The sequence below is a fragment of the Kluyvera sp. CHPC 1.251 genome, assembly GCF_036759945.1.
Lineage (GTDB): Bacteria > Pseudomonadota > Gammaproteobacteria > Enterobacterales > Enterobacteriaceae > Kluyvera > Kluyvera sichuanensis.
Genome location: NZ_JAPKIC010000001.1, coordinates 56,257 through 78,228, shown reverse-complemented (window position 1 = coordinate 78,228; position 21,972 = coordinate 56,257). Strand labels below are relative to the sequence as shown.

The 21,972-nt window shown below is 55.7% G+C and carries 23 protein-coding genes; 7 read left to right on the top strand and 16 right to left on the bottom strand.

Features of this window, described 5'->3' with window-relative positions:
• The first annotated feature begins 47 nt into the window (after positions 1 to 47).
• The 5 genes from folX to V6940_RS00370 all read left to right on the top strand — a co-directional run bounded on the left by folX (position 48) and on the right by V6940_RS00370 (position 2,945).
• On the top strand, positions 48 to 410 hold the full coding sequence (gene folX / locus V6940_RS00390) for a dihydroneopterin triphosphate 2'-epimerase (protein ID WP_333494414.1): 363 nt from the start codon (positions 48 to 50) through the stop codon (positions 408 to 410).
• 21 nt (positions 411 to 431) lie between these two features.
• Positions 432 to 1,328, top strand: coding sequence for a TIGR01777 family oxidoreductase (locus V6940_RS00385; RefSeq protein WP_333494413.1), 897 nt, complete (start codon positions 432 to 434; stop codon positions 1,326 to 1,328).
• A 231-nt stretch (positions 1,329 to 1,559) separates the two neighbouring features.
• On the top strand, positions 1,560 to 1,790 hold the full coding sequence (locus V6940_RS00380; protein ID WP_333494412.1) for a hypothetical protein: 231 nt from the start codon (positions 1,560 to 1,562) through the stop codon (positions 1,788 to 1,790).
• Between the two features lie 17 nt (positions 1,791 to 1,807).
• Positions 1,808 to 2,365 carry a helix-turn-helix transcriptional regulator gene (locus V6940_RS00375; RefSeq protein WP_333494411.1) on the top strand — a complete coding sequence of 186 codons (558 nt, stop codon included), beginning with the start codon at positions 1,808 to 1,810 and terminating at the stop codon, positions 2,363 to 2,365.
• 67 nt (positions 2,366 to 2,432) lie between these two features.
• Positions 2,433 to 2,945 carry a GNAT family N-acetyltransferase gene (locus tag V6940_RS00370; protein WP_333494410.1) on the top strand — a complete coding sequence of 171 codons (513 nt, stop codon included), beginning with the start codon at positions 2,433 to 2,435 and terminating at the stop codon, positions 2,943 to 2,945.
• Positions 2,946 to 2,958: 13 nt separating this feature from the next.
• Here the strand turns inward: V6940_RS00370 and hisP are convergent, their stop codons facing one another.
• The 7 genes from hisP to V6940_RS00335 all read right to left on the bottom strand — a co-directional run bounded on the left by hisP (position 2,959) and on the right by V6940_RS00335 (position 8,902).
• Positions 2,959 to 3,732, bottom strand: a complete 774-nt coding sequence (hisP, locus tag V6940_RS00365) for a histidine ABC transporter ATP-binding protein HisP (protein ID WP_185666791.1) — start codon at positions 3,730 to 3,732, stop codon at positions 2,959 to 2,961.
• Between the two features lie 7 nt (positions 3,733 to 3,739).
• Positions 3,740 to 4,456, bottom strand: a complete 717-nt coding sequence (locus tag V6940_RS00360) for an ABC transporter permease (protein WP_333494409.1) — start codon at positions 4,454 to 4,456, stop codon at positions 3,740 to 3,742.
• A complete protein-coding gene (locus V6940_RS00355; RefSeq protein ID WP_185666789.1) occupies positions 4,453 to 5,139 on the bottom strand; it encodes a histidine ABC transporter permease HisQ in 687 nt (228 codons plus the stop codon). The genes V6940_RS00360 and V6940_RS00355 overlap by 4 nt, the downstream gene beginning before the upstream one ends.
• Positions 5,140 to 5,203: 64 nt before the next feature.
• Positions 5,204 to 5,986, bottom strand: coding sequence for a histidine ABC transporter substrate-binding protein HisJ (gene hisJ / locus V6940_RS00350; RefSeq protein ID WP_035892515.1), 783 nt, complete (start codon positions 5,984 to 5,986; stop codon positions 5,204 to 5,206).
• 221 nt (positions 5,987 to 6,207) lie between these two features.
• Positions 6,208 to 6,990 (bottom strand): lysine/arginine/ornithine ABC transporter substrate-binding protein ArgT, encoded by a 783-nt coding sequence (argT, locus tag V6940_RS00345; protein WP_220439677.1) that lies wholly within the window; start codon positions 6,988 to 6,990, stop codon positions 6,208 to 6,210.
• 287 nt (positions 6,991 to 7,277) lie between these two features.
• Positions 7,278 to 7,847 (bottom strand): UbiX family flavin prenyltransferase, encoded by a 570-nt coding sequence (locus V6940_RS00340; protein ID WP_333494408.1) that lies wholly within the window; start codon positions 7,845 to 7,847, stop codon positions 7,278 to 7,280.
• Between the two features lie 41 nt (positions 7,848 to 7,888).
• On the bottom strand, positions 7,889 to 8,902 hold the full coding sequence (locus tag V6940_RS00335; RefSeq protein ID WP_333494407.1) for a LacI family DNA-binding transcriptional regulator: 1,014 nt from the start codon (positions 8,900 to 8,902) through the stop codon (positions 7,889 to 7,891).
• 342 nt (positions 8,903 to 9,244) lie between these two features.
• Between V6940_RS00335 and V6940_RS00330 the strand changes: the two genes are divergently transcribed.
• Positions 9,245 to 10,648 (top strand): MFS transporter, encoded by a 1,404-nt coding sequence (locus V6940_RS00330; protein ID WP_333494406.1) that lies wholly within the window; start codon positions 9,245 to 9,247, stop codon positions 10,646 to 10,648.
• A 7-nt stretch (positions 10,649 to 10,655) separates the two neighbouring features.
• Positions 10,656 to 12,623 carry a glycoside hydrolase family 127 protein gene (locus V6940_RS00325; protein WP_333494405.1) on the top strand — a complete coding sequence of 656 codons (1,968 nt, stop codon included), beginning with the start codon at positions 10,656 to 10,658 and terminating at the stop codon, positions 12,621 to 12,623.
• Positions 12,624 to 12,725: 102 nt separating this feature from the next.
• On the opposite strand, the gene purF is transcribed toward V6940_RS00325, so the two are convergent.
• From purF to pdxB, 9 genes are all read right to left on the bottom strand, one after another.
• Entirely contained in the window at positions 12,726 to 14,243 is a 1,518-nt protein-coding gene (purF, locus tag V6940_RS00320) for an amidophosphoribosyltransferase (RefSeq protein ID WP_185666783.1), read from the bottom strand.
• A 33-nt stretch (positions 14,244 to 14,276) separates the two neighbouring features.
• Complete coding sequence (cvpA, locus tag V6940_RS00315) at positions 14,277 to 14,765, bottom strand: colicin V production protein (protein ID WP_185666782.1); 489 nt, start codon at positions 14,763 to 14,765, stop codon at positions 14,277 to 14,279.
• A 287-nt stretch (positions 14,766 to 15,052) separates the two neighbouring features.
• Positions 15,053 to 15,730, bottom strand: coding sequence for a cell division protein DedD (dedD, locus tag V6940_RS00310; RefSeq protein WP_185666781.1), 678 nt, complete (start codon positions 15,728 to 15,730; stop codon positions 15,053 to 15,055).
• Positions 15,720 to 16,988 (bottom strand): bifunctional tetrahydrofolate synthase/dihydrofolate synthase, encoded by a 1,269-nt coding sequence (gene folC / locus V6940_RS00305; RefSeq protein WP_333494404.1) that lies wholly within the window; start codon positions 16,986 to 16,988, stop codon positions 15,720 to 15,722. Before folC ends, dedD begins: the two co-directional genes overlap by 11 nt.
• Before the next feature lie 71 nt (positions 16,989 to 17,059).
• Positions 17,060 to 17,974, bottom strand: a complete 915-nt coding sequence (gene accD, locus V6940_RS00300; protein WP_035892521.1) for an acetyl-CoA carboxylase, carboxyltransferase subunit beta — start codon at positions 17,972 to 17,974, stop codon at positions 17,060 to 17,062.
• 195 nt (positions 17,975 to 18,169) lie between these two features.
• On the bottom strand, positions 18,170 to 18,829 hold the full coding sequence (locus tag V6940_RS00295) for a DedA family protein (RefSeq protein ID WP_333494403.1): 660 nt from the start codon (positions 18,827 to 18,829) through the stop codon (positions 18,170 to 18,172).
• Positions 18,830 to 18,854: 25 nt separating this feature from the next.
• Entirely contained in the window at positions 18,855 to 19,667 is an 813-nt protein-coding gene (gene truA / locus V6940_RS00290) for a tRNA pseudouridine(38-40) synthase TruA (RefSeq protein WP_333494402.1), read from the bottom strand.
• Positions 19,667 to 20,680 (bottom strand): aspartate-semialdehyde dehydrogenase, encoded by a 1,014-nt coding sequence (locus V6940_RS00285; RefSeq protein WP_035892524.1) that lies wholly within the window; start codon positions 20,678 to 20,680, stop codon positions 19,667 to 19,669. Before V6940_RS00285 ends, truA begins: the two co-directional genes overlap by 1 nt.
• A gap of 63 nt (positions 20,681 to 20,743) precedes the next feature.
• Entirely contained in the window at positions 20,744 to 21,871 is a 1,128-nt protein-coding gene (gene pdxB / locus V6940_RS00280; RefSeq protein WP_333494401.1) for a 4-phosphoerythronate dehydrogenase PdxB, read from the bottom strand.
• Positions 21,872 to 21,972 lie beyond the last annotated feature (101 nt).

The window sequence follows — 21,972 nt, the reverse complement described above, 5'->3', positions numbered from 1 at the left end:
TTAGTGTATGATGCACAGGAAAACAAAAATTACGGAGAACACCTGCAATGTCTCAGTCTGACGCCATCATTCGCATCAAAAATTTACGCCTGCGTACGTTTATCGGCATTAAGGAAGAGGAGATTGCCAACCGCCAGGACGTGGTTATCAATCTTGAAATTCGCTACCCGGCGGAAAAGTCGCGCAACAGCGAAGATATTAACGATGCGCTGAACTACCGCACTATTACCAAGAGCATTATTCGTCACGTTGAGAATAACCGTTTCTCTTTACTGGAAAAATTAACTCAGGATGTGCTCGATATCGCACGCGAACATCACTGGGTCACTTATGCTGAAGTGGAGATCGATAAAGTTCACGCGCTGCGCTACGCCGATTCGGTATCCATTACCCTGAGCTGGCAACGCTAAGCGCTCCCTTCGGGAGGTGGCATGAAAATTCTGATTACCGGCGGCACCGGGCTGATTGGCCGCCATTTAGTTCCACGTTTACTGACGCTCGGGCATACGGTCTGCGTGGTGACCCGCTCCCCGGAAAAAGCCCGCCAGATACTCGACCCACGCGTTGAGCTTTGGCCTGGGCTACAGAATATGTCATCGCTTGACGGCATTGACGCCGTTATCAATCTTGCCGGCGAACCCATCGCCGACAAGCGCTGGACGGCGCAGCAAAAGCAGAAGCTGTGCGACAGCCGCTGGGGCATCACCCAGCGAATTAGCGATTTGATTCAGGCGAGCGTGACGCCCCCTTCAGTACTGATTTCTGGCTCGGCCACCGGCTATTACGGCGACCTCGGCGAAGTCGTGGTGACGGAGGAGGAGCCACCGCACAATGAATTTACCCATAAACTGTGCGCACGCTGGGAGCAGATAGCCTGCACCGCGCAAAGCGAGCACACTCGCGTCTGTCTGCTGCGCACCGGCGTGGTGCTGGCGCCGAAAGGCGGCATCCTCGCTAAACTACTGCCGCCTTTCAGGTTAGGTCTCGGCGGCCCTATTGGCAACGGCAGACAGTACCTGGCGTGGATCCATATCGACGATATGGTCAACGGCATTCTCTGGCTGCTGGATAACGATTTGCGCGGGCCTTTCAACATGGTTTCACCCTACCCGGTGCATAACGAGCAGTTCTCCCATGCACTGGGTCAGGCGCTCAATCGCCCGGCCATTCTTCGCGTTCCCGCCACCGTGATACGTCTGCTGATGGGCGAATCCTCGGTGCTGGTATTAGGCGGACAGCGCGCGCTCCCCAAACGACTTGAAGCCGCCGGATTCGCGTTTCGCTGGTACGATTTAGATGAAGCGCTAGGCGATATTCTCGCCCACTGATGCTCCACACGATGGTGATGGAGCCTGGCCATCACCATACTTTTCCTGCTTCTCCCACTTCTGGAATTCGCCACGCATATCTGTTAACGAGAGCATCTCCCTCTGATACAAACGTGAAGCCGATTCCAACGCGTTATCTCCCGCTTTGTCATAACAGCCCAATGCATATTATTACGCCAGCTCACTGTTGACATCCGTCAACAAAATATCAATACTCTGCGGGATACATTGATGAAGGAACATCCAGATAAGCATATCAGGGCAGCCATTGATTACGCGCTACAACGTGGTTGGTTGTTTATCACCAGCGGTAAAAGCGCCCACTGTTTTGGTCGTTTGCAGTGCGGCGTGGCTGAGCATAGGGATCATATGATGAGCATATGGTCGACACCTGCCGTTCCGCTGCACCACGCCCGGCAAATCATGCGCATGGTCGACCGCTGCCAGCCCAAACATTCGTAGAGCAAGGGAGAAACGAAATGCCGTTATTTAACTTTACGCTAACGCTTTCAGGTGTTAGTCGCAGCACGCCAAATCTTGAAGAGGCGTTCTATCATGCACATTGCGATGATGCGCTGATCTGCTTTTACGGGACGGCGGTCTATCTCGATTTTGACCGGGAAAGCGACACGCTGGAGCAGGCCATTCTTTCCGCCATTCGCGACATTGAATCTGCCCCCTCACTCAATGCGCGGGTCGAGTCTGTCGACTCGACCCTGGTCGGGCTTAGCGATATCGCCGAACTCACCGGCGTCTCACGCCAGGCGATTTCACTGCTGAAAGATGGCGCTCGTGGCGGCGGTCAGTTTCCCGCACCCATTCAACGCGTCAAGGGCAACTCCCCACTCTGGCGATGGCAGACGGTCATGCAATGGCTGGTGACGGAGGGGCGAATCGCCGAGACTTCACCAATGGTTGCGCATGCCCGCACGTTGGATAACCTGAACCTGGCACTCCAGCTTCGCGCCTCTCAGGAGAGCAAAACGGTACTGCACTATTTTGCACGCCTGGAACACACGACGGCCTTCAGCGGCTAATTCCGTGCCATTTCATCATCGCCGGTGCTAAAGTACAGCCTCAGATTTGGCTTAATGGCATAGGAAAATGGCAACCCTCACCACCCGGCGACTACGGCTTTCTCCCTTTAATGACAGCGACTGGCCCTTCTTCCTACAACTGCGACAAAACCATGAGGTGATGCAGTTTATGGGGGAAATGCTGGAGGAAGCAGCGATACGTGCAATTTTTGCCCTGCGCTGCAACTCTCCCGCGATCTTTGTTATCCGCGATGAAAACGGTACGCCGCTTGGCGATATAGGGCTGCAGATCAGCAGTAAAAATCCGCACGAAGCGGATGTTGGCTATGCGTTACTGCCTGAAGCGCAGGGTCAGGGCTATGCCAGCGAAGCCCTCGGAGCCATATGCGACTACGGTTTTGCCTCACTCGGGCTGTGGGCGATTAATGCGTGGGTGCTCGGCGATAATCAAGGGTCCGCAAGGCTGCTGGAAAAGCATGGTTTTATCCGCACGCAGGTGCTGACAAAAGCCTATAGGCTGAACGGCAAAGATTACGATGACTGGGTCTATCGGCGGGAAAACGCCCCCACGCATGCGTGAGGGCGGGTGAAGCTTACTTTAAGGCACCGCTCAGGAACTGCTGCAGACGCGGGCTCTTCGGATTGCCAAACACCTCTTCCGGGTTGCCCTCTTCCTCAATTTTGCCCTGATGCAGGAAAATCACGTGCGATGAAACATGGCGGGCAAAGCCCATTTCGTGGGTCACCACCACCATGGTTTTTCCCTCTTCCGCCAGCTTCTGCATGATGCGCAGCACCTCGCCCACCAGCTCAGGGTCAAGCGCAGAGGTCGGTTCGTCAAACAGCAGCACTTCCGGCTCCATCGCCAGCGCACGGGCAATAGAAACTCGCTGTTGCTGGCCGCCGGACAGGTGCACGGGGTATTTGCCCTGCTGGCGTTCATCAATACCGACTTTCGTCAGGTACTTCACCGCGCGATCGCGCGCTTCCTGCTTGCTCAAGCCAAGGACCTGAATCGGCGCTTCCATGACGTTCTCCAGCACCGTCATATGGCTCCACAGGTTGAAGTGCTGAAACACCATCGTCAGGCGCGTACGCAGCAGGCGAAGTTGGTTTTTATCCGCCACCTTCAGTTGACCGTCGTTATCACGCACCAGGCCAATATTCTCGCCATTGACGATAATGGTGCCTTCACTTGGCTTCTCAAGGAAGTTAATGCAGCGCAAAAAGGTACTCTTGCCGGAACCGGAAGAGCCGATGATGCTTATCACATCCCCGGCGTTAGCCTGCAGCGACACGCCCTTCAGCACCTCGTGCTCGCCATAGCGTTTGTGCAGGTCGATTACGTTTAGTTTTTTATCAGACATCATATTCTCAGTGCGTAGAAGACGGTTTCATGTGCTGTAACCAGCGCTTTTCCGCTTTGCGGAACAGACTAATCAGTACATAAGAGATGGCCAGATAGAGCACCGCCGCAATGCCGAAGGCGGTAAAGGGTTGATAGGTCGCCGAGTTAATATCGCGCGCAATCTTCAGCAAGTCAGGCACGGTGGCAGTAAACGCCAGCGCCGTTGAGTGCAGCATCAGGATAACTTCATTACTGTAGGCCGGCAGCGCAATGCGCAGCGCCGAGGGCAGAATGATGCAGCGATAAAGCTTAAACGACGAGAAACCATAGGCGCGCGCTGCTTCCACTTCTCCCGCCGGAACCGAGCGAATCGCCCCGGCAAAAATTTCGGTGGTGTAGGCGCAGGTATTCAACGTTAAGGCCAGCACCGTGCAGTTCAGGCCGCTGCGGAAGAAGGCGTTTAACAGCTCCGTACCTTTGACGATTTCCAGCGTATACATGCCGGAATAGAACACCAGCAGCTGCACGTAGAGCGGCGTACCGCGGAAAATATAGGTAAACAGCCAGACGGGGAATTTGATGTATTTATTGCTGGAGACGCGAGCAATAGCCAGAAACAGCGCCAACACGCCGCCCATCACCACCGACAGCACCAGCAGCCATAGGGTAATCGCCACGCCGGTAAAGCGATAGCCATCCGTCCACAGCAGCGATTTCCAATACTCCTGAATGATCTCAATCACAGGTCAGCCCTCTTCACGCCCACGGAGTAGCGGCGTTCGAGCAGCAGCAACACGCCATTGGAAACGGTAGTAAACAGCAGATAAATCAAGCCACAGACGATGGCGAAGTAGAACGGTTCCCAAGTGCTTTTACCGGCAAGTTGGGTCGCTTTAACCACATCTTCCAGACCCAGCAACGAAACCAGCGCGGTCGCTTTGAGGATAACCTGCCAGTTATTGCCAATGCCCGGCAGCGCATAGCGCATCATCGCGGGGAACAGAATACGACGGAAGGTTTGTGCACCGGTGAAGCCAAAAGCCGTCGCGGCTTCAATATGACCTTTTGGCACCGCCATAAACGCGCCACGGAAGGTTTCGGTGAAATAAGCGCCGTAGATAAAACCAAGGGTGATGATACCAGCGATCATCGGGTCGATATCAAACTGCGCCAGCCCGAGCGCGTCGGTCAGCACGTTAAGCGCCATCTGCAGCCCGTAGAAAATCAGCAGCATCAGCACCAAATCTGGCACACCGCGAATCAGCGTGGTGTAGCCCTCAAAAATTAACGCCAGCACGCGATTTCGGGAGAGCTTCGCTCCCGCGCCCACCAGACCAATAAGCACGGCAAGAACCACTGAGCTGATAGCCAGCTCAAGGGTGACAAGAGCGCCCTGAAAAATTACCTGTGAAAACCCGTACAGCATGCTGCCAGTCCTGTCTTTACGCCCACCGTTTTGTGCGTGCAAAACGGTGGGTTACTCGTGATGATTACTCGCCGTAAACGTTAAAATCGAAGTACTTCTTCGCCAGCTTGTCGTAGGTGCCGTCGGCACGCATATCAGCAAACGCTTTGTTTAGCGCGTTCAGCAACTCGGTATCGTCTTTACGCAGACCCATACCGGTACCTACACCGAACAGCTTCACGTCTTTAATGGACGGGCCGCCGAATTGGTAGTCTTTACCGATAGGCTGTTTCAGGAAACCTTCACTCGCCGCCACTTCGTCCTGGAACGCTGCATCAATACGGCCAGCGGTCAGGTCAGAGTAGATATTGTCCTGTCCCTGATAGGAGACAATTTCAATACCCTTCGGCGCCCAGTGTTCATTACCGTACGTCTCCTGAGTGGTACCCTGCAGTACGCCCACGCGCTTGCCTTTCAGCGTGGCGAGGTCTGGCGTAATTGGAGAACCTTTTTTCACCACCAGACGGGAGTCAGCGGCATAGAGTTTGTCGGTAAAGGCGATTTCCTGCTGACGTTTTTCGGTGATCGACAGCGAGGACATGATGGCATCGATTTTCTTCGCTTTCAGCGAGGGGATCAGGGCGTCCAGTGGGTTTTCCACGAAGGTACATTGTGCCTGGATGCGCTTACACAGCTCTTTTGCCAGATCAATGTCGAAACCCACTAATTCACCCTGTGCATTCTTTGATTCGAACGGTGCATACGTTGGGTCAGTACCGATACGCACTTTTTGCGGGATTGCTGCAAATGCGCTTGATGCAGAAGCAAGCGCTAATACCAGAGAAAAAGACAACGCCAGTTTTTTCATATCATCCTCTACAAGCTGTGATTCTTGTGTGTTTTTTAGAAATAATCTGAGCAGTTATCGTGCCATCTTTCGGCCCTTCAAGGCAAAGCATTCTGCCCTTCAGGCTGGCTTTTTTCTCATTTAAAATGCTTAATTATGCAACCCTGCGCAACTTTCGAACAAAAAACGCACCATCGTGGTGCACGCGAAAATATATGCACCACGATGATACATGCGACCGGTTAGTCGCCGTAGACGTTGAAGTTAAAATACTTCTTCGCCATCTTGTCGTAGGTGCCGTCCGCGCGCAGCTCCGCTAACGCTTTATCGAACGCCGCTTTCAGCTCAACATCATCTTTACGCAGCCCAACGCCGGTGCCGTCACCGAAGTATTTTTTGTCTTTTACCGACGGGCCAGCAAACTCAAAATCTTTACCGGCAGGCTGTTTCAGGAAGCCTTCGCTGGCGGCAACTTCATCCTGCAAAGCCGCATCCAGTCGGCCTGCTGCCAGGTCGGCGTAGATCAGGTCCTGGTTTTGATAGGCCACCACGTCCACGCCTTTGCTGCGCCAGTTCTCATTGGCGTAAGCTTCCTGCGTTGAACCCTGAAGCACACCAATGTGCTTGCCCTTCAGCCCGTCCAGCGTCGGTTTCACCGAAGAACCTTTAGCGGCAATCAGGCGGGAATCCGCCGCGTACAGTTTGTTGGAGAAGGCAATCTCCTGCTGACGCTTTTCGGTGATCGACAGCGAAGAGATAATCGCGTCAATTTTCTTCGCCTTCAGTGAAGGGATCAGCGCGTCAAAATCACTGCCAACCCAGGTACACTTGATGCTGGCGCGTTTACACATTTCGTTGCCCAGATCGATATCAAAGCCAATAAAATCGCCTTTGGCATCTTTCGATGAGAACGGTGCGTAGGTGGTATCGGTACCGATGCGGATGCTCTGTGGCAGTGCGGCAAATACGCTGGAGGCGCTGCTGAGACCCAGCAGCAAAGAGAGAGCCAGAACCGTCTTTTTCATACGTTCCCCTATTAAACCGTGATGTCGTTAACTGCTAATAGTTATGTTGTGTTTGCAAAACCTACTCTGCATCTTCCGTGCCATTTTTAACGCTGGGATAATCTGCAATGTTAAAAATGTTAACGAAAAGATAACGAGAGGTGATCATCAGGAAAGATATCAGCCGCAGCGTATAAATCGAGCACAAAAGCGCAAACGGGATGATTAAATATCGAGGATTTGATCGGTGTTACACAATTGCCCTGAAACAGGGCAAAAGCGACATCATGCACAAGGGTGGCGCAGGGTTATGCGCCGGTCCAGCGGGTAAAGAGATCTTCAGGCAGGGTGATATCAAACAGATCGAGTACACGGTTAACGGTCTGGTTAATCACGTCGTCCAGCGTTTGTGGGCGATGATAAAACGCCGGCACCGGCGGCATGATCACCGCGCCGATTTCCGCTGCCTGGGTCATCAGGCGCAGATGGCCTAAATGCAGCGGCGTTTCGCGCACGCACAGCACCAGCGGGCGTCGCTCTTTCAGCACCACGTCAGCGGCGCGGGTCAGCAGGCCATCGGTATAGCTGTTCACAATGCCGGAGAGCGTTTTTATCGAGCACGGCAGGATAACCATACCGGCGGTTTTGAACGAGCCGGAAGAGATGCTGGCGGCGATATCTCGCGCATCGTGTACCACGTCCGCCAGCGCCTGAACCTCACGCAGCGAGAAATCCGTCTCCAGCGCCAGCGTCTGCCTTGCCGCCTGGCTCATCACCAGATGCGTTTCGACGTCCGCCACGGTTTGCAGCACCTGCAGCAGGCGTACGCCGTAAATAGCGCCGCTTGCGCCGGAAATACCAATGATGAGTCGTTTCACACGGACCGCCCTGTAGCCTTAATGGGGCAAACTTTGCCGGATTACGGCGCCAGACGCAACCGCAACGCGTCGCTATCCGTCACCGAACTGCCGCGCGCCACCAGCCGCACGGGAAGCAGCAGGTTGCGTTCGCTTTCGTCGTTCATCAGCAACTGAAAAGCATCGCGCCCCAGTTCACGTTTATCAACCGCTACCGTGGTCAGCGGCGGGTGGGCCCAGGCGGCCGCATCGATGTCATCGAAACCGACGATGGCCACCTCTTCCGGCACGCGGATCCCCCGACGGGCGCATTCGCGCATCGCCACCAGCGCGGCTACGTCGTTGTAGGCAAAAATCGCATCCGGCGGCTGCGGTAACGCCAGCAGCCGTGACATTCCTTCGACCAGTACCTGCTCAATCTCTTTAATTGGCGGCACTTCAACGCAGTATTCTGGCGCAAGCGTCAGCCCGGCATCAAACAGCGCCTGCTGATAGCCCTCGACGCGCTGACGAATACTGTAGTGGCGCTGTGACGTCCCCAGAAACGCTATGCGGGTTCTCCCCTGCTCCAGAAGATGGCGCGTGGCAATGAAACCGCCGTGAAAATTATCCGGGTTAACGCAGGGAAAATCCGCCGCCCATAAATCGACCAGCGCTACTGGCAGCGCGGTCTGGCGCAATTCAGCCAGCACTTCCGGCTCAAGATAGCCGGCGCAGACCAGCGCATCCGGCTGGTGCAGTTGAATCAATTCAGATACCGAATCCTGCGGGCCAATTGGCTGAAAGCTCATGGCAATGTCATTTTCCCGGCAGGCATCCGCCACACCCAGCATCACCGTTGAGTAGAACGGCAACGCGCTGGCGATATTGTGCTCCCGGTGAAGCAAAAACATCAGCCGCTTGATACGCCCGGTGCGCAGACGGCTAAAGTCATAGCCTTCCGCCTGAGCTATCGACAAGATACGCTGCCGCGTTTCATCGCTCAGCCCCGGCTGCCCTTTTAGCGCGCGAGAGACCGCCGCAATGGAAACGCCGCACGCCGTGGCAATATCTTTGATTCTAATTTTCTTCGCCATTCCGTTCGCTTCCGCCTGTTAACCACATTGCCGGACAGAGGATACCACGCAGCATAGGGTGTCCGCTTCCCGGATTGTATTTACTAAACAAATTATCCAAATAATTTCAATTCTTGATGGAAATGATATTTACCCCGCCATCATTCATTATTTTGTGATCAACATCGCTAGTTAAACTTAATTTATAGTAAAAATAAGATCGAATTCACTCTTTAAACCGTACGCTATATACCCGCATTTCGCTCAGGATCTATGCTCAGCGCCGTTAGTTATTTACTAAAAATCGTCAGAGATACGCCGTAATGACTTTTTGAATCATCACACCCTGTTCGAGGATTGGTTATGACCATTGCTGATAACCTGGATACTGATGTACAGACCGTTGATGCGGGAGAGACGCTCTCTACCCGCGAAAAGATAGGCTATGGATTAGGCGATGCCGGCGGGCATTGCATCTCAGATTTGATTAGCGGCTTTTTACTCTTTTTCTACACCGACGTTTTTGGGCTAAGCCCCGCCATTGTCGGCGCCATGTTCTTTACCCTGCGTATCTTTGATGCCGTTTCCGATCCCGTGATGGGCGTGATTGCCGACCGAACTCGCAGCCGCTGGGGGCGTTTTCGTCCGTGGCAGTTGTGGACGGCTGTACCGCTTGGCGTAATCGGTATCCTGACGTTTACCGTTCCGGACATGAGCGCAAACATGAAAATCGCGTGGGCGTTCGGCACCTACTTCCTGCTCTCTATCGGCTATACCGCCAACAACGTGCCTTACTGCGCGCTGATTAATGCCATCACCAACCGCCACGATCAGGTGATGTCCTGCCAGTCCTGGCGCTTCGTGTTAAGCGGCATTGCCGGTTTCCTCGTCTCCGTCGGCCTGCCGTGGATGGTGGAATTCTTTGGTCAGGGCAACCTGGCGAAAGGTTATCAGTATGGCGTTACCGTGCTGTGCACCATCGGCATGGTGCTGTTCCTGCTGTGCTTCTTCTGGGTGAAAGAGCGTGTGCCGCTATCACTGGCGGGTAATTTTACCCTGCGCGAACACCTGGCCGGGCTGCGTAAAAATGACCAGCTGCTGATGATGCTGATCATGTCCTTCCTGCTGGTGAATATTCTCTGTATTCGCGGCGGCGGCTACATGTACTTCATCTCCTACGCGCTGGAGGGCGGCGCTGGGTATATGTCGATGTTCTTCGGTATCCTCACCATTTCCGGCATTGCCGGGGCGGTGATCGTCAACCCGCTCTCTCGCCGCGTCGATATGGTGCGTCTCTACTACTGGACGAACCTGGTGCTGGTCGCGTTCGGGATTGGCATGTACTTCCTCCCGGTTGGCCCCCAGTACCAGGTCCTGTGGCTGGTCTGCATTGCGGTTAACAGCGTGATTCAGGGCTTCACCCTGCCGCTGCACTTCTCGATTATGGCCTTCGCCGACGACTACGGCGAATGGAAAACCGGCGTGCGCTCCTCCGGGATGAATTTCGCCTTTAACCTCTTTTTCATCAAGCTCTCCTGGGCCTCTTCAGGCGGCATTATCAGCCTGATCCTGATTATGGTGGCCTATCAGCCGGGGCTTGGAAACCAGACGCCAGCGTCTATCCATGGCATCACCCTGCTGCAAAGCCTGGTGCCAGCCGTGTTCCACTTTGTGCTCGCTATGTGCCTGCTGAAGTGCCGTCTTAACGGCCCAATGATGAAACGTATTTCTACTGATCTTCACCAACGCCATTCACACATTTCCTGAGGTAAACATGATGCAGTCTGATGTGATTGAAGCCGATCTGAACCAAATCACCATTACCGACCCGTTTTTAGGGGAATATCAGCGCCTCATCCGCGACGTGGTTATCCCTTATCAATGGGAAGCGCTTAATGACAATCTTCCGGAGGCGGAACCCAGCCACGCGCTGGCAAACTACCGCATTGCCGCCGGTCTTGAACAGGGTGATTTTTATGGCATGGTCTTTCAGGACAGCGACGTCACCAAATGGCTGGAAGCGGTTGCCTGGTCACTCAGCCAGAAACCTGACGCCCAGTTGGAAAAGACCGCTGATGAGGTGATTGAACTGCTGGCGCAAGCGCAGTGTGAAGATGGTTATCTGAATACCTGGTATACCGTAAAAGAGCCGGGCTTACGCTGGACCAACGTCGCAGAGTGCCATGAGCTCTACTGCGCCGGGCACCTGTTCGAAGCGGCGGTGGCGTTTTACCACGCCACCGGCAAGCGTCGTCTGCTCGATATCTCCTGCCGCTTTGCCGATCACATCGACACGGTTTTCGGCCCCAACCCCAATCAGCTGCGCGGTTATCCGGGGCATCCGGAAATTGAACTGGCGCTGATGCGTCTGTATGAAGTCACAAAAGAACCTCGCTATCAGGCACTGGCCCGTTTCTTCGTTGAAGAGCGCGGTCAGCAGCCGTACTACTACGATATTGAGTTTGAAAAACGCGGCGGCACTCGCCACTGGGTGGGCTGGGGTGATGCCTGGCCGGGCATGATTAAAGACAAATCGTACACCCATGCGCATAAGCCGCTTTCCGAGCAGCACGAAGCGGTCGGCCACGCCGTCCGCTCGGTGTACCTGATGACCGGGCTGGCGCATATCGCCCGCATGACCCACGACGAAGATAAGCGCCAGACCTGTCTGCGCATCTGGGACAACATGGTGCAGCGCCGCATGTATATCACCGGCGGCATCGGTTCGCAGGGGATTGGCGAAGCATTTACCAGCGACTACGACCTGCCGAACGACACCGCCTACGGTGAAAGCTGCGCCTCGATCGGCCTGATGATGTTCGCCCGCCGCATGTTAGAAATGGAGGGAGACGCCCACTACGCCGACGTGATGGAGCGCGCGTTCTACAATACGGTGCTCGGGGGGATGGCGCTGGACGGTAAGCACTTCTTCTACGTCAACCCATTGGAGACGCACCCGAAAAGCATTCCACATAATCATATCTACGATCACATTAAACCGGTTCGCCAGCGCTGGTTCGGCTGCGCCTGCTGCCCGCCGAATATTGCGCGTACGCTGGTTGCTATCGGCCACTACATTTTCACCCCGCGTCCGGACGCGCTGTTCATCAACTTCTACGCCGGTAGCGAAGCGCAGTTCACGGTGAACGAGCAGACGCTGGCGCTCAAAATCGAAGGCAACTACCCGTGGGATGAAGAGGTGAACATTCGCTTCACGCATCCGCAAGCGGTCGAACACACCCTGGCGCTGCGTCTACCGGAGTGGTGTGAAGCACCGAAGGTGCTGGTCAACGGTCAGTCGGCGGTGGGTAACACGCTCAACGGTTACCTGCATCTGCACCGGGAGTGGCAGGAAGGTGACGTGATTACGCTGCACCTGCCGATGACTATCCGGCGCGTCTATGCCAACCCGCTGGTGCGCCATGCGGCAGGGAAAGTGGCGATTCAGCGTGGGCCGCTGGTCTACTGCCTGGAAGAGGCGGATAACGGCAGCGAACTGCATAACCTGTCGCTGCCAAAAGAGAGCGTCTTCCGCGAGATTCAGGGCGTGGGCGTACTAAAAGGCAAGATTCTGTTGCAGGCGGAAGGGCTTCGCGTGCTGACCGCGCAGGAAGACAAGCCGCTCTACAGCTTTGATAATCGCCAGACGGCGGTGGAGAAGCAGACGTTAACCTTTATCCCGTGGTTTAGCTGGGCCAACCGAGGCGAAGGCGAAATGCGGATCTGGGTAGACGAGGTATAAGCATAAAAAAAGCCGGATGGCGGCTACGCCTTATCCGGCTTACAACAAGGGTGGACGGTAGGCCGGATAAGACGCGATGCGTCGCCATCCGGCATTCCTGATTTACCCTTCGTTATGCATCTCTAAATTTTCCACTTCATTCTGCAACTGCACCGCTTTCGCGTCATCGTTTCGCAGAGAGTCGAGGAAGTCGAGATAGGTCTGGTCAACATCTTTGGTCACATACACGCCGTTGAATACCGAGCATTCAAACTGCTGAATATCCGGGTTCTCCGCGCGTACCGCGTCAATCAGATCGTCCAGATCCTGGAAGATAAGACCGTCGGCACCGATGATCTGGCGAATCTCATCCACTTCACGCCCGTGAGCAATCAGCTCGGTGGCGGTTGGCATATCGATACCGTAGACGTTCGGGAAACGAATTTCCGGTGCCGCAGAGGCCAGATAAACCTTCTTCGCCCCGGCTTCACGCGCCATTTCAATAATCTGCTCAGAAGTCGTACCGCGCACGATGGAGTCATCCACCAGCAGTACGTTCTTATCGCGGAATTCAGCGCGGTTAGCATTGAGCTTGCGGCGAACGGATTTACGACGCAGCTGTTGGCCCGGCATGATAAAGGTACGGCCGACGTAGCGGTTTTTCACAAACCCCTGACGGTACGGTTTGCCGAGAATACGGGCAATTTCCAGCGCGATATCGCAGGAGGTTTCCGGAATTGGAATCACCACGTCGATATCCAGATCTTCCCATTCACGCGCAATCTTCTCGCCGAGCTTGGTTCCCATGTTCACACGGGCGCTGTAGACGGAAATCTTGTCGATAAAGGAGTCTGGACGCGCGAAGTAGACGTATTCGAACAGGCACGGGTTGCTCACCGGATTGTCAGCGCACTGACGGGTGAACAGCTGGCCGTTTTCGGTGATGTAGACCGCCTCGCCCGGTGCAACGTCGCGCAGGAACTCAAAACCGAGGGTGTCCAGTGCCACGCTTTCGGAGGCCACCATATATTCGGTGCGACCGTCGCCAATATCACGCTTGCCCAGCACCAGTGGACGAATACCGTTCGGGTCACGGAAAGCCACCATGCCGTGGCCGATGATCATCGCGACGCAGGCATACGCACCGCGAATCTGGCGGTTGGTTGCGGCGATAGCAGCGAAGATATTGTCGGCTTCCAGCGGGTAATGACGGAAGTTATCCAGCTCGCTTGCGAAGATATTGAGCAGGATTTCAGAATCGGAGGTGGTGTTGATGTGGCGGCGTTTTTCTTCAAACAGCTTTTGACGTAACTCGTGCGCATTGGTCAGGTTACCATTATGCGCCAGCGTAATGCCGTACGGGGAGTTGACGTAAAAAGGCTGGGCCTCAGAGGCGCTGGAGCTGCCCGCCGTTGGGTAACGCACGTGGCCAATACCCATGTTGCCCTGCATACGCTGCATGTGGCGGGCTTCAAAGACATCGCTCACCAGACCGTTCGCTTTACGCAAGCGGAAGCAGTTGTTGGCATCAATGGTGATGATGCCAGCGGCATCCTGTCCACGGTGCTGCAGCACCGTTAGCGCATCATAAATCGACTGGTTTACCGGCATGACACCGGCGATACCGACAATACCGCACATACGTCTTTTCCTCGTTAAGCAACGACCCAAAGCTTATACTTTGGGCAAGAAACTTGACGAGCTTTGAAGGTATTCAAAAAACCATCTGATAACCGGTGAGAAATAGGGAATAAACTGCGAATGCTGCCAGTCATCGCTTTTGGCCATCCCGGTAAAGGTGTCAAGGAAGAACAAGATAGCGGCGATAATCAGCACCCCACGTAATGCGCCGAAGCAGATCCCCAATACCCTGTCTGTACCCGACAAACCGGTCTTTTCCACCAGCTGGCCTATCACAAAGTTGACGATAGCGCCGACGATGAGCGTCGCGATGAACAGCGCCGCAATAGCAATCCCATTTCGAACCCGTTCGTCCTCAAAGCCCGTAAACCAGACTGACAGGTCAGTGTAGTAATGGCTGGCAACGTAGAAGGCACAGCCCCATGTCACCAACGATAATGCTTCACGAACAAAGCCGCGGATGAGGCTCACCAAGCAAGATAAGCCCAGCACCGCGATAATGGCGTAATCAATCCAGACCATATATGTCCCACGATTTTACGCCCTGTCATCCAGTTCGGGCGCATTCTAACAGAAAAAGAAAACGTTTGCGTAGGGATTTCCTTCCCCGGCGTAAATAAAAAATGGCGCTGAAAAAATATTCAACGCCATCGTTTTTTGGTCGTTTTCGGCGTTGTTCAACACCCCTCACCCCGGCCCTCTCCCCAGTGGGGCGAGGGAGAAAGTCAGCGCCGAACTTACCGGCGTCTCCCTACAGTTCCCTCTCCCCTATGGGGAGAGGGTTAGGGTGAGGGGTAGAAACCTACGCCTTAGTTCGGCGTATATCCCATCACCACGCCGCTGAGCCCCGACAACCGATTCAGTTCACCAAGTGAACCTTTCAGCTTATCTTTCGAGGCATCCGGACCGACCAGAATACGGGTTATTTTACCCTGAACAGGCGTCGAAGGCGACGTGTAGGCGTGATAACCCGCACCGCGCAGACTCGCCACAATTTCGTTCACCTTATCCGCATTCTTCAATGCACCAAGCTGCACCACGTACGCTTTACCTACCGGTGCCGGCTTCTCTTCCGGCGCGGCTTTCGGCGGTGGCGTCGTTGCCGCAACCTGTTCAGCGACAGGCTGCGGTTTTGGTTTCGGTTTTTCTACTGGTTTTGGCTTCGGCAGTTCGGCAGCCGGCGGGATCTGTTCAAGATCGCCGTTGCCGTTCACTGCCAGACGGCTGGAGTCCAGCGACGGTGCTGCCGCATCACCTGCCCTCACCTCTTCCGCCGCCCCTTCAGGCGGCTGAGCAGGCAGCGCCTGCGTGGCCGTCGGCAGCATATCAGGTTCATCACGGTCCCCCGGTTTTGGCACCAGCGGAATCGCCGCGAACTCATCCTGATAATGCTTTTTTTGCCCGTCAAGCAGCCCTGGCAGCACAATGACCCCCAGCGCAACTAATACTATCGTCCCGACGAGACGGTTTTGAAACTTACTTGCCACCGGCACTCCCCGCGTCCAACGCTTCCATCACATGCGCTACCGTGTGGAATGAACCACACACCAGCACCGTATCTTCGGGCGCTGCGTCAGCCATGGCGGCATGCCATGCCTGCACTACGCTGGTAAAGACGGCCCCTGCGCGCAGATGCTCGCGCAGCTGTTCCGCCGTGGCGCCACGAGGTCCTTCGAGCGGCGCACAGTACCAGCTATCCACAACGTCCTCCAGACACGCCAGCGTACCGGCGATGTCCTTATCATGCAGCATACCAATAACCGCCAGCACTCGCCCAGTTTTCGGCAACGATTTGAGACGCCCGGCAAGATAGGCCGCGGCGTGCGGGTTATGTGCAACATCGAGGATCACGCGTGGCTCAAGCTGGATGGTCTGGAAACGGCCTGGCAGAATAGCGCTGGCGATGCCTTCCCGAATCACCGCTTCGCTCACCTTCAGCCCGCTGGCGCGCAGCGCGGCAAGCGCCGTGGCGGCATTAGGCTGCGGCACGTTCGGCAACGGCAGGTTACGCAGTTCGCCCTGCGCGTCGCTGAAGATCCAGCTATCGCCTTCGACGGTATAGCGCCAGTCAACGTTACGCTGCAGCAGCAGCGCACCTTTTTCATGGGCCACATCGGCAATGGTGTGCGGCATATCCGGCTCACCAACCACCGCAGGACGGTTAGCGCGGAAGACGCCCGCTTTCTCACGGCCAATGCTTTCACGGTCCGGCCCCAGCCAGTCGGTGTGGTCCAGCGCGATACTGGTCACCACGGCGACGTTGGCATCAACTATGTTCGTGGCATCAAGACGACCACCTAAGCCCACTTCCAGAATCACCACGTCGAGTTTTGCCTGCTTAAACAGCCACAGCGCCGACAGGGTGCCGTATTCGAAATAGGTCAGCGAGGTATCACCACGTCCGGCTTCAATCGCCGCAAATGAAGCGGTGTGGGCGCTTTCGGCAAGCTCAGCGCCCTGCACACGTACCCGTTCGGTGTAGCGCACCAGATGTGGGGAACTGTAAACCCCTACCTTATAGCCCGCGGCCATCAGGATGGTTTCCAGCGTGCGACAGGTGGTGCCTTTGCCGTTGGTTCCAGCAACGGTGAAGACAAACGGCGCAGGCTGCAGGACATCTAATTGACCGGCAACGCGGCTAACACGTTCGAGGCCGAGGTCGATGGTTTTTGAGTGGAGGTTTTCCAGATAAGAAAGCCACGTAGCCAGGGGCGACGTGGCCTGAGGAATAAGATTTTTGTCCATAGTGCCGCAACATCCAACAACGGTGAATAAAAGCAAAAAGGGCAGAGCCACCCGGCCCTGCCCTTACACTATCAGGCCTCTGGTTCCTGATCCGGTACCGGTGGCACCACCACGCTTTCGCGCGGCGCGTCCGGGTTCGGTGCCGGGAGATTCATCAGCTTCGCCAGAATGCTGGCAAGCTTCAGACGCATTTCCGGGCGGCGAACGATCATGTCGATAGCGCCCTTCTCGATGAGGAACTCACTGCGCTGGAAGCCCGGCGGCAGTTTCTCACGAACGGTCTGTTCAATAACGCGCGGGCCGGCAAAGCCAATCAGCGCTTTCGGCTCAGCGATGTTCAGGTCGCCCAGCATCGCGAAGCTCGCGGAGACACCACCCATGGTTGGGTCGGTCAGCACGGAGATATACGGTAAACCGCGTTCCTGCATTTTCGCCAGCGCCGCAGAGGTTTTCGCCATCTGCATCAGAGACATCAGCGCTTCCTGCATACGCGCACCGCCGGAAGCGGAGAAGCAGATCAGCGGACAGTTGTCTTCCAGCGCCTGTTCAACGGCACGGACAAAACGCGCACCGACAACAGAACCCATTGAGCCACCCATAAAGGAGAACTCAAAGGCCGCACCGACAACCGGCATCCCGTGCAGGGTGCCTTTCATCACGATCAGCGCGTCTTTTTCACCCGTCTCTTTCTGAGCGGATGCCAGACGATCTTTGTATTTTTTAGAGTCACGGAACTTCAGCACGTCTTTTGGCTCAAGCTCACTTCCCAGTTCTACCAGGGACCCTTCATCTAACAGGCTATGCAGGCGATTACGCGCTGACATACGCATGTGATGATCGCACTTCGGGCAAACCTCGAGGTTACGCTCCAGCTCGGCGCGATACAGAACCTGACCACAGCTATCGCACTTGGTCCATACCCCTTCCGGGATGCTCGCCTTGCGGGTAGGTGTGATATTGCTTTTAATTCGTTCAATCCAGCTCATTGATAACCTTTCTGCCTGAACCTGGTCGATGCCAGTTTTGCCATAAGGGGGCGCGCATAATGCCACTTTTGCCCCTCATAGACCATGAATGTTGCACATTAAAACATAACAGCCCGAAACTTGGCATAAAAAAGTGGTCGAACCGCGAAACATGTCGTAACAGGGCACGGCTGAATCGTGCCCCGTGTGCAGGGTTTATTTTGCCGCTTTTGCCGCCTTGCGACGGTGGCGAATCACTTCAATCACGCCCGGCAATATCGACAGCACAATGATAGCGACAATCAGCAGCTTCAGGTTTTCCTGAACCACCGGCAGATCGCCAAACAGATAGCCCGCGTAGGTGAACAACAGTACCCACAGCAGCCCACCGGTCACGTTGTAGATAGCAAAATGACGATAGGACATATGGCCCATTCCCGCCACAAATGGCGCAAATGTTCTGACGATAGGCACAAATCGCGCCAGAATAATGGTTTTTCCGCCGTGCTTATCGTAGAACGCATGGGTCTTATCGAGGTAGCTACGACGGAAGATCTTCGAGTTTGGATTGCTAAACAGCTTCTCGCCGAACAGCCGCCCAATGGTGTAGTTCACCGCATCCCCGACGATCGCCGCAATCACCATCAGCACCACCATCAGATGGACGTTGAGATCGTTGGTTGGCAGCGCCGACAGCGCACCGGCAACAAACAGCAACGAGTCGCCCGGCAGGAACGGCGTTACCACCAGCCCCGTTTCGCAGAACAAAATCAGGAACAGAATGGCGTATACCCAGATGCCGTACTGCGCAACCAGCTCCGCCAGGTGCACATCAATGTGCAGGATGAAATCAATCAAAAAACGGATGAGATCCATATTGTCTTAGCCCTAAATGACTTCGTTAGTCCGCCAGGAAAAGCGGGCCCATCGGCGCGGCGGGCAGTGCAAAGTGGGCGGGATAATCTACCGCCACCAGATACAGCCCTTCCGCTTTTGCCGTTGCGGCGGCAAGCGTCCTGTCTTTTGCCGCCAGCAGTTCTGCAATCCAGCTCTCCGGCTGGTTTCCTGCGCCAACTTCCATCAGGCTGCCAACAATGTTCCTTACCATGTGGTGCACAAAGGCGTTTGCTTTGATGTCCACCACAATATAGTTGCCATAGCGCGTCACGTTGATATGCATAACGTTACGCCACGGCGTACGCGATTGGCACTGCACCGCACGAAACGAGGTGAAGTCATTCTCGCCCAGCAGACTCTGCGCGGCGCGGTGCATCCGCTCCGCGTCCAGCGGCTGGTGATAATGGGTCACCCCTTGGCTCAACACCGCCGGGCGCAGCCGGTGGTTGTAGATAACGTAGCGATAGCGGCGCGCCGTCGCGCTAAAGCGCGCGTGAAAATCGTCGGGAACAGCTTTCACCCAACGTACCGCGATGTCACCAGGTAAATTCGCATTTACCCCCAGCGTCCATGCGGCGTCTTTTCGCTGCGCACGAGTTTCAAAGTGCACCACCTGGCCCGTGCCGTGAACGCCAGCGTCGGTACGCCCGGCGCAGTACACGTTGATAGGCTCGTTTGCCACCTGCGAGAGCGCTTTTTCGAGCTTCTCCTGCACGCTGCGCACTTCGTTTTGCCGCTGCCAGCCGTAGTATTTGCTGCCGTCGTATTCAATGCCCAGCGCAATTCGATAGACCGGCAGCAGCTCTTTGTCAGACATTAGTACAGATACTCCTGCACCAGTTTCTCAGCGGTTTTGACCGCCATCAGCGCGCCGCCGAAGCGGACGTTGTCGGCGACGGACCAGAACTGAACCTGCTCCGGCATCCCGTAATCGTTACGGACGCAGCCGATGGAAAGATGCGCGCTGCCGGTGGCATCGCCAACCTGGGTCGGGAATTCACCCTCTTCAGACAGCACGATATCTTCACCGCGGGAGAAAGCATCACGCGCTTCTTCCGCAGACAGCGGGCGCATGGCTTCAAAGCTCACCATCTGCGCATGGCCGTAGAATACCGGCGACTGCACGCAGCTTGCAGAAATCATCAGGCCTTCGTCCTGCAGGATTTTGCGAACCTGGTCGACGATACGACGCTCTTCACGCACGCTACCTTCGCGGTCTGGCAGCAGCGGCAGCATGTTGAACGCCAACTGGCGGCCAAAGAAGTCATCTTCATCAATCGGAATACCGTTCAGCAGCTTGGCGCTCTGCCCTGCCAGCGCATCGACGGCTTTCTTGCCGTGCGCGGAAGCAGAAATCAGGCTGGTCACATTGATACGCGACAGGCCGCCGTCATCAATCAGCGGCTTCAGCGCAGCCAGTAGCTGGCTGGTCTGGCTATCGGCGACGGCAATCAGGTTACGGTTACGGTAGTCGGCCATTACGAATGGGTTCACGTCCGGCACCACCAGCGGTACGTCCGGCTCCAGCGCGAACAGACCGCTGAGGTCGATGACCAGGCAGCCCGCGTTGGTGGCTTCTTCCGCGTAGCTCGCCGAGGCTTCCTGACCGGCAGCAAAGAACGCCAGCTGAGCCTGAGTCCAGTCGAACTCTGCAGCGTCCTGTACTCTGACCGATTTACCGTTAAAACGCAGATGTTCGCCCGCGCTGTCGGTGCGCGCCAGCGCATAGATATCACCCACCGGGAACTGACGTTCAGCAAGGGTTTCAAGCAGGGCTTCGCCTACGGCGCCGGTTGCGCCCAGGATGGCAATATTCCAGCCTTCAGACATGGTGATTTACTCCAGAAAAAATGCGACTCTGCCGGAGTATCCAGCAGAGTGATTAAGAAGACATTAACAGTGTACGGCGTTAAACCCGAGTTTTTGCAGCAGCTCGGCCGCATCGGCATCATCACACTCAACGGTCAATGATGACCATTCGCGACGCTCGAGATAGTTCTTGCGCAGTTTGTCGAATTCGCCGGGGATACCCGCCACTTTTCGCAGCGGCGCGTCATCGCGGCGCACATCATACACTAAATGGACCAGTCTTTTCAGCGTAGGCTGATCGAGCGGGCCATGCAGGCTAATACGGCCAAATTCCGGCGCCGGCAGCAGCGTCGAGAGCGCTACTTCCTGTGGTTGGCCAATAAACTGGCTGTAGGCTTCAAACACCTGGGTGGTGCCGCGCGCTTTACCTTCCAGCGTGTAGCCGGCGATATGCGAGGTGCCCAGATCGACGTTATCGAGCAGCGCCAGGTTGAGATCCGGTTCGGGCTCCCAGACATCCAGCACCACGCTCAGTTTCTGCCCCGCTTCCAGACATTTCAACAGCGCGGCGTTATCCACCACCGGGCCACGGCAGGCGTTGATCAGAATCGTCCCCGGCTTCAGGCGGCGAATCAGCGTTTCGTCGGCAAGATGCAGCGACTTATACTGACCTTCTTTATACAACGGCGTGTGGAACGTAATGACGTCAGCCTCAGCGACCAGTTCGTCGAGCGAGCGGAAATCCCCTTCATCGCCGTTGTCCGCACGCGGCGGATCGCAGAGCAGCGTTTTAATCCCCAGCGCTTCAAGACGCTTGTGCAGACGGCCGCCGACGTTACCCACGCCGACGATACCGACGGTGCGGTCAGCCAGCGCAAAACCGTCGCGTTCGGCCAGCATCAGCAGCGCCGAGAAGACATATTCCACCACCGCAATGGCATTACAGCCCGGCGCGGCAGAAAAACCGATGCCCGCCTGCGCCAGCCACGGCTGGTCGACGTGGTCGGTGCCCGCGGTGGCGGTACCAACAAACTTAATCGCCTTGTCGCCAAGCAGCGCTTCATTCACCTTCGTTACCGAGCGCACCATCAGCGCATCGGCATCGGTTAGCGCGTCGGTCGGGATCGGGCGGCCAGGAACAGCCCTCACTTCGCCCAGACGACTAAAAAGCTCACGGGCGTAGGGCATATTTTCATCAACAAGGATTTTCACGGTTCAGTACCTGTCTGAGAACGAGAGTAAACCGGGGAAGTGTGCCATAATCTTGCCGCCAGGAATACTCGCGCCTGGTATCAGTACCGCTTTACAGAAAG

Excerpts from the sequence above, each read along its gene's own strand:
- folX (WP_333494414.1), top strand. The coding sequence starts at position 48 with ATGTCTCAGTCTGACGCCATCATTCGCATCAAAAATTTACGCCTGCGT.
- V6940_RS00385 (WP_333494413.1), top strand. The coding sequence starts at position 432 with ATGAAAATTCTGATTACCGGCGGCACCGGGCTGATTGGCCGCCATTTA.
- V6940_RS00380 (WP_333494412.1), top strand. The coding sequence starts at position 1,560 with ATGAAGGAACATCCAGATAAGCATATCAGGGCAGCCATTGATTACGCG.
- V6940_RS00375 (WP_333494411.1), top strand. The coding sequence starts at position 1,808 with ATGCCGTTATTTAACTTTACGCTAACGCTTTCAGGTGTTAGTCGCAGC.
- V6940_RS00370 (WP_333494410.1), top strand. The coding sequence starts at position 2,433 with ATGGCAACCCTCACCACCCGGCGACTACGGCTTTCTCCCTTTAATGAC.
- hisP (WP_185666791.1), bottom strand. The coding sequence starts at position 3,732 with ATGTCTGATAAAAAACTAAACGTAATCGACCTGCACAAACGCTATGGC.
- V6940_RS00355 (WP_185666789.1), bottom strand. The coding sequence starts at position 5,139 with ATGCTGTACGGGTTTTCACAGGTAATTTTTCAGGGCGCTCTTGTCACC.
- hisJ (WP_035892515.1), bottom strand. The coding sequence starts at position 5,986 with ATGAAAAAACTGGCGTTGTCTTTTTCTCTGGTATTAGCGCTTGCTTCT.
- argT (WP_220439677.1), bottom strand. The coding sequence starts at position 6,990 with ATGAAAAAGACGGTTCTGGCTCTCTCTTTGCTGCTGGGTCTCAGCAGC.
- V6940_RS00335 (WP_333494407.1), bottom strand. The coding sequence starts at position 8,902 with ATGGCGAAGAAAATTAGAATCAAAGATATTGCCACGGCGTGCGGCGTT.
- V6940_RS00330 (WP_333494406.1), top strand. The coding sequence starts at position 9,245 with ATGACCATTGCTGATAACCTGGATACTGATGTACAGACCGTTGATGCG.
- V6940_RS00325 (WP_333494405.1), top strand. The coding sequence starts at position 10,656 with ATGATGCAGTCTGATGTGATTGAAGCCGATCTGAACCAAATCACCATT.
- purF (WP_185666783.1), bottom strand. The coding sequence starts at position 14,243 with ATGTGCGGTATTGTCGGTATCGCCGGTGTCATGCCGGTAAACCAGTCG.
- cvpA (WP_185666782.1), bottom strand. The coding sequence starts at position 14,765 with ATGGTCTGGATTGATTACGCCATTATCGCGGTGCTGGGCTTATCTTGC.
- folC (WP_333494404.1), bottom strand. The coding sequence starts at position 16,988 with ATGGACAAAAATCTTATTCCTCAGGCCACGTCGCCCCTGGCTACGTGG.
- accD (WP_035892521.1), bottom strand. The coding sequence starts at position 17,974 with ATGAGCTGGATTGAACGAATTAAAAGCAATATCACACCTACCCGCAAG.
- V6940_RS00295 (WP_333494403.1), bottom strand. The coding sequence starts at position 18,829 with ATGGATCTCATCCGTTTTTTGATTGATTTCATCCTGCACATTGATGTG.
- truA (WP_333494402.1), bottom strand. The coding sequence starts at position 19,667 with ATGTCTGACAAAGAGCTGCTGCCGGTCTATCGAATTGCGCTGGGCATT.
- V6940_RS00285 (WP_035892524.1), bottom strand. The coding sequence starts at position 20,680 with ATGTCTGAAGGCTGGAATATTGCCATCCTGGGCGCAACCGGCGCCGTA.